This is a genomic window from Psychroflexus halocasei (genome assembly GCF_900107595.1).
Lineage (GTDB): Bacteria > Bacteroidota > Bacteroidia > Flavobacteriales > Flavobacteriaceae > Psychroflexus > Psychroflexus halocasei.
In genome coordinates this window covers 1-6618 of the sequence record NZ_FNQF01000018.1, presented here as the reverse complement: position 1 = coordinate 6618, position 6618 = coordinate 1, and the positions used below count along the sequence as shown (strand labels likewise).

5 protein-coding genes are annotated in these 6618 nt (G+C 28.6%); 2 read left to right on the top strand and 3 right to left on the bottom strand.

The window, feature by feature from the left end; translation table 11 throughout:
- The first annotated feature begins 501 nt into the window (after nucleotides 1-501).
- Nucleotides 502-849, top strand: coding sequence for a superoxide dismutase family protein (locus BLV84_RS12005; RefSeq protein ID WP_093245997.1), 348 nt, complete (start codon nucleotides 502-504; stop codon nucleotides 847-849).
- Nucleotides 850-1603: 754 nt separating this feature from the next.
- On the opposite strand, the gene BLV84_RS11995 is transcribed toward BLV84_RS12005, so the two are convergent.
- The 3 genes from BLV84_RS11995 to BLV84_RS11985 all read right to left on the bottom strand — a co-directional run bounded on the left by BLV84_RS11995 (nucleotide 1604) and on the right by BLV84_RS11985 (nucleotide 5302).
- Nucleotides 1604-2800 (bottom strand): hypothetical protein, encoded by a 1197-nt coding sequence (locus BLV84_RS11995; protein ID WP_143521375.1) that lies wholly within the window; start codon nucleotides 2798-2800, stop codon nucleotides 1604-1606.
- A 224-nt stretch (nucleotides 2801-3024) separates the two neighbouring features.
- Nucleotides 3025-3612 (bottom strand): recombinase family protein, encoded by a 588-nt coding sequence (locus tag BLV84_RS11990; RefSeq protein ID WP_093245989.1) that lies wholly within the window; start codon nucleotides 3610-3612, stop codon nucleotides 3025-3027.
- 166 nt (nucleotides 3613-3778) lie between these two features.
- The gene (locus BLV84_RS11985; protein ID WP_093245986.1) at nucleotides 3779-5302 is read right to left on the bottom strand and encodes a recombinase family protein; all 1524 of its coding nucleotides are present in this window, start codon (nucleotides 5300-5302) and stop codon (nucleotides 3779-3781) included.
- A 54-nt stretch (nucleotides 5303-5356) separates the two neighbouring features.
- Between BLV84_RS11985 and BLV84_RS11980 the strand changes: the two genes are divergently transcribed.
- The gene (locus tag BLV84_RS11980) at nucleotides 5357-6601 is read left to right on the top strand and encodes a CHRD domain-containing protein (protein WP_143521374.1); all 1245 of its coding nucleotides are present in this window, start codon (nucleotides 5357-5359) and stop codon (nucleotides 6599-6601) included.
- The last annotated feature ends 17 nt before the right edge of the window (nucleotides 6602-6618 follow it).

Genomic DNA, 6618 nt, shown 5'->3' with positions numbered 1-6618 from the left:
TGTACTGGAGTTCTTTTTTAAAGTCATTACTTGAAGAATAATGCTTTAATATACTGAATTCCAGTATTTTATGCAATATAAAGAAGATTAAAATTCACTTTACTTTGTTAAAAATCAAATAGTTAAACAATTTTTGTCGTGTACTAAAATGTAAGTGTTTTAAGATTTACTTTAGATCACAACAAAAATTGGATTAAAAAAGAAGATTATAAAGATGAAACAATAACCCATAAAACAATAAGAAAGATCGAATACTTTAAGGAGTAAGCTTATCGCCTTGACTAAAGTAATTTGACACAAAATCCCTGCACATCATGCAGGGATTTTTATGTTTACATAAATTTACTTTAAGTTTTATATAAAAAAATATAATATTTAATCGTCTGAATATCAATTCATTAAAAATTAATTTAAAAAAAATTTCATTTTTTTAAAACCAGAACCTCTTTTCTCTCGTAAGTAAAGAACAAAGCAAAAATGTTTAATTAAAAAAATGAAATCATGAAAACTAGAATTTTAGCTTCTTTATTAATCACATTTATAACTTTCACAAGTTGTAGTGATGACGACGACGGAATGTTACCTCCAACAATGGGAGATAGCAAATCTTACGAATTAATGTCAGTTTCCAATCCAGCAATCTCCGGAATGGTGACTTTCACAGAAAACGACAACAGCAGTATTACAGTTGATATCGATCTTGACGGACCGACATCAGGAATGCATCCAGCTCACATTCACATGAATACTGCGGCTGAGGGTGGAGACATCGCAATCAGCTTAGAGGCTGTTGATGGCACAACAGGTGTTAATCTAAACAATAGACAAATAATATTAGATGAGGTATAATATATTGATAATCAAATAGTTAGAAGTCTAAAGGTAACTGCATAAAATATTTTTAAGTGCTTTACTATAATAAAACCATACTAATTTTTAGTAGTTTTTATATCATTTTCTTTATTTAAACGTTGTTTTGCTTATCTTTACTAATTAATAGACATTCAATTTAAGGCTATTTAGAAGCGTTTTAAGACACTTTAACTAAATTGTAGTGTATTGCTATAAAATTTATATCTAAGTATCGTAAAACTTATTAAAAAGGGTTATATCGCTATTTGACATATAATCTTGTTTATTATTTAATAATTTTTCTAATGTTATTTTATTATCTTCTAAATATGCAAATATTCTATATCGCAGTCTAATGTAATTATAAATTAAATCGTCATTTTCTTTAGTTGCTTTGTTTAACGGTCTATTCAAGTCCATATCAATATTTATTTATAAGTATATATTTAGTTCAAAAAGTAATTTAAAACACTACGCCACTCCTTTTAGTCGTGGCTTTTTAGACGAATAAGAATAGTTAAACAATTTAGAATAATAAACATACTTAAAATATTCAAAATATAAGAAATTAAAACAGTTCAAAAAGGTTAAAAAATGGAAACGTGAAAGTGGCGTGAATAAAGGCTTAGACGAATTACAATAGTGTTATAGTTATAGTATTGTATACTTATTTTCGGACATAAAAAAAGTGCTATCTAAATAAATAAATAACACTTGTTTTATAATTAACTTTTGAGGCAGTCCCAGTAACTCAAAAATTAACCACGTCGTATAAATCGTTCTTATTATATTCTTTAATGTTAATGTTTTTTAATAAATTTTCGTAAAAGGGATAATTTTCTGATATATCTTCAAAAGACTTATCTAATATTTTTGTTAGCACAACTATAAAATCAAATTTTGTTTTATCTTCATCACTCATAATCTTATCTTTTCTTTTAATAATTATCTTTTTACTTAATAAACTTGATATTCTATATATAATTTTTGAAAACAACTCCTTTCTGTTTTTAATAATTTTTGACGAATAAACATTAAAAATCGTCAATAAGTATTCTTTTTCAAACAATCTTGCAATATCAATATCATATCTGTATTTAACATTACGTTTTATTGTAAACTCGTTAATTAAATCGTTCAATCTATTATATCCGTTATCAAACAAAAGTTCGTTAGTTTTTAGTTCATTCTCTAGTTGATTTTTTTGTTTAATGTAACGCTGTAAAGTTGATTTTGATATTGTTTTTGAATCATTTTTATTAGAAACATATTCAATATTATTGCTACTAATAAAGTTCTGCGAGGTCGGTATAACTAGTTCAAAACGATATACTTTTTTTGTTATATCAAGTCCGTTAAGTTCATGATAATTAGTTATATAACTTTTTTTAGATTTTTGAATTTCAATTGTTTTATCTTCTAATCGCAAATATGCTTTACTTTGCCTTTTATTACTTTCAATATAACGACTAACTGCGTGATTTTTAATATAATTATTGCCGTCATTATCGTCTCCGCAGTAATGGAATTTATATTTATTAGTTAACTTTAATTTTGATTTTCTAATTAAACGTTCAACTTTATTTCTAAATGATTTTTGCTGATAATCAATCGCAATTTCAAGACTTGCAACGTCAATATCTAAATCAATCTTTTTAAAAACGCTGAATAAATCTTTTAATAAATTTTGATGCGTATATAACAAATGATTTTCAATTTTTAGTTGAGAAAAGTTTTTGTTATTCATGCGTGAAACTTCCAATAAACCAACAAAGACGTTTTTATAATTTAGAAAATAATTATATAGAAACTTAGAATCTTTTTTTGAATTTACTTTTTTACAAAATATCTTAGAATTACAATTAAATAAATAGTTAACTAAAAATTTTGGTTCGTCGTAATTGATTTTAAATCTTAGTCGGTCGGCTGTTAGGACTGCTTTTTTCATAGTGTTTATTATTTTTTATACACTATTATATATTTACTCCTGTTAGTTACGTCCGATTGTATTTTTTTATGATAAAATGATTTTGTATAAGTTTTATTTATAGTTAGTATTATTGAATAAAAAAAGTAGTTCAAAAAGGTTAAAAAATGGAAACGTTAAAGTCGCATGAATAAAGGCTTAGACGAATTACAATAAGGTTATAGTTATAGCATTGTATAATTAACTTAAGACATTAAACGCTTTACTTTCTTAGTCGTCGAATCTGAAACACCACACACCTTAGAAGTTTTACGAATAGATAAACCCTGTTTTAGATTTTTAATAACTTTTGGGTATCTATTTAAAAAATCTTTGGTACTTTCTTTTGAACCCTTAACACGTCCTTTGTAAGTGCCTTTTAACTTTGCTAACTTGATACCTTCTTTTTGACGTTCCAACATTGTAACTCGTTCAATATCAGCAACTTGACCCATTACGCTAATAATTAAATTAAAGGCTTGATTTTCTTTATTATTAACTCTGCTTTCAAGTCCTAGATTTTCAACTTTGAGTGTTACTTTATTATCATTTAAAAATTTTAATGTAGTAAGTATATCTAATAAATTACGTCCAAGCCTACTAACACTATGAACCGCTACATAATTAATTTTATTTTGTTTTATATCATTAATTAGTTTTTGCCCCTCCTGGCGTTCGTTAAACGCAATAGCACCGCTACAAACGTCAATATAAAGAAGTTCATTTTCGTTATTTTGCTTTTGACGTTCATTGTTTTGATGAGGTGTTGAAGTTCTTATGTAACGTGCTTTCATTTTATTACTATTTGATTGAATTACAAAGATAAGAATAATAATTAATCGGGGCAAATTTAGGGTGGGTATAAAAAACCCACCTTTAGACTAGTAAACACGTTTTAAGAACATATAAAAAATGGGTTGCAAATAAGGCATAATCTAAAAACAACCCAGTTAATTAATTTTAAGAATATAAACCCGCTGTTTTTCTTGGTGGCGTATTTTCAATAAATTTATTTGAGTTATAATAAAAATAATCTGGTTCTAATAACATTTTAAATTTTACTACAACTTGATGACTATGACCGTACATTATTTTATTATCAATCAATTTTTTGTTAGTCGGCTTTTTAACATAATCACTTGAAATTAATATTTCGTCAATGTATCTAGTTATTAACTTCTTTTTGTTTTCAAAACTATTATTTAAATTAATATTTTCTAAATTATTTAATAGTTCTTTTGAGTTATTATAAAAATCTAATTTTTCATTAACTTCAATTATATCTTTTTCAATTTTAATTTTTCTATTATCAATTTTTATAAGTTCAACTTTAATATCTTTTTCGTCAATAACACCACTTACAGCCAAATTAACAGCCCTTTTTTTATTTTGAACTAATATATCATTTTCGTTATTTAACTTCTTTAAATCGTTTAAAAGTGCCTTTATGTAACTTGAATTACTAACCTTATCAACTTTCAATTTTAACTTTTTCAATAAATTTTTTTCAACAAAATAATAATCCCAAATCAAGTTATCTAAATTATTCATATTCAATGACTTAACATTGCAATTTCGTCTATAACGCCTTCCTTTACAAAAATAATAACTTGCTTCATTACCTTTACCTATTTTACAACTAAAACCACTTTGACAATGAACACACGTAATTAAACCAATTAATAAGTAATTATTTTTACTTTTTTTACCAGAATTTTTAATATTTTTTCTGAAAGCAAGTTGAGAAGCCTCCCAGACCTCATCTGTAACTATCTGATTAACAGGATAATATGAACCACTAAAATATCTTTGTCCCTTATAAAGTTCATTATTTAACAAATAATGAATCCCCGTTAAATCAAAATATTTGCCCCTGTTTTTAACTCCTTTTTCGTTTAATTTTTTTGCTAAACTACGACACCCAAACCCTTCTATATGCTTATTATATAACCACTTAACGACCTCCGCCTCCTCTTTATCAATTACCATTTTTCGGTTTTTATCCGCTTTAAAACCGTACGGAATTAAACCATGCACCCTCCCCGCTTCAATATTGTTTTTTATTGCTGTTTTAGTCTGCTTACTTTGTAACTTTAATGTATATGAATTAATTGCTGCTAATATACTGCCAGTAAGGGAATTGGACGGGTTGGTTAAATCAATTTTTTTATTATTAAAATAAACGTCAATATCATTTTTTAAACATAAATCAATAAATAAAATGTAAGTACGTTGACTTCGTGATAGTCTGTTTTCATTTCTAAACCAAACCCCTGTTAACTTGTTGGTTTTCAAGTCGTTATATAATTTTAAAAGTTCTGGACGGTCTTCCAACTCAACAGCACCCGAAACACCTTCGCCTTCATTATAAATCTTAAACGGCTTGTTAATGGATTTTACAAATGACTTGCCCTCCCGTATTTGATTTTCAATTGAACTGCTTGAGTCGTCTTCTTTACTTAACCTAGTGTATATGCCTATCATAATAAATTATTTTCAACAAATATAACGAAATGTTTATTGATTAAAATAACAGGAATGAGTTCAACCACATTTACAACAATGGATGACGGAACTTCAATTACTTATCAAGAACTCATTAATTTTGATGGTTATGTCAACGTTCATAAAAGTGCAGATGATTTAGGAACTTTAGTAGCACAAGGTGACATCGGACAAAATGAATTGACTGATAATTCTAAAACTTATGCATTAGGCAGTGTTGCCGATCCTAACATTATGGGGAACGCAATGTTTACTGAACGTGTTAACGGAACGACGCTGATTGAAATTATGTTAGACGGAACGCCAGCAAACGGAATGCACCCTGGACATATCCACATGAATACTGCTGCCGAAGGTGGTGATATCGCAGTGACTTTTACGCCTGTGAATGGTGAAACTGGGATGAGTAAAACTCAAGTTGCTATGCTTAATGATGGAACGGCGATTACTTATGATGAATTGTTAGAGTTTGACGGTTATATCAATATCCATAAAAGTGCAGATGATTTAGGAACTTTAGTAGCACAAGGTGACATCGGTCAGAATGAATTGACTGATAATTCTAAAACTTATGCATTAGGTAGTGTTGCCAATCCTAACATTATGGGGAACGCAATGTTTACTGAACGTGTTAACGGAACGACGCTGATTGAAATTATGTTAGACGGAACGCCAGAAAACGGAATGCACCCTGGACATATCCACATGAATACTGCTGCCGAAGGTGGTGATATCGCAGTGACTTTTACACCTGTCAATGGTGAAACTGGGATGAGTAAAACTCAAGTTGCTATGCTTAATGATGGATCAGCAATTACTTATGATGAATTGTTAGACTTTGACGGTTATATCAATATCCATAAAAGTGCAGATGATTTAGGAACTTTGGTAGCACAAGGTGATATCGGTCAAAATGAATTGACAGGCGAATCTATGGCTTACACTTTAGGAACTGTCGATAATTCGGGTGTGAGTGGTGAAGCTGTTTTTCACGAAAGAATGAACGGTGAAGCTCTACTCGTTCTTGATGTGATGGGAACAATGTCTGGAAATATGCACCCATCTCATATTCACATGGGAGACATCAACAATCCTGGTGATATTGTTGTCGGTTTAAATCCTGTAAATGGAGAAACTGGTCTATCAATGACAAATATCGCGATGCAAGAAGATGGTAGCATGTTTGGATACCAAGATGCATTGTCTAGTCCTGAAATATGGCTACAGGTTAAAATTTATTTTAGGCTGATAATTTATACACCATACTTGGAGTTTTAAAATCTAAAGATAAGTGT

Excerpts from the sequence above, each read along its gene's own strand:
- BLV84_RS12005 (WP_093245997.1), top strand. The coding sequence starts at position 502 with ATGAAAACTAGAATTTTAGCTTCTTTATTAATCACATTTATAACTTTC.
- BLV84_RS11985 (WP_093245986.1), bottom strand. The coding sequence starts at position 5,302 with ATGATAGGCATATACACTAGGTTAAGTAAAGAAGACGACTCAAGCAGT.
- BLV84_RS11980 (WP_143521374.1), top strand. The coding sequence starts at position 5,357 with ATGAGTTCAACCACATTTACAACAATGGATGACGGAACTTCAATTACT.
- BLV84_RS11995 (WP_143521375.1), bottom strand. The coding sequence starts at position 2,800 with ATGAAAAAAGCAGTCCTAACAGCCGACCGACTAAGATTTAAAATCAAT.
- BLV84_RS11990 (WP_093245989.1), bottom strand. The coding sequence starts at position 3,612 with ATGAAAGCACGTTACATAAGAACTTCAACACCTCATCAAAACAATGAA.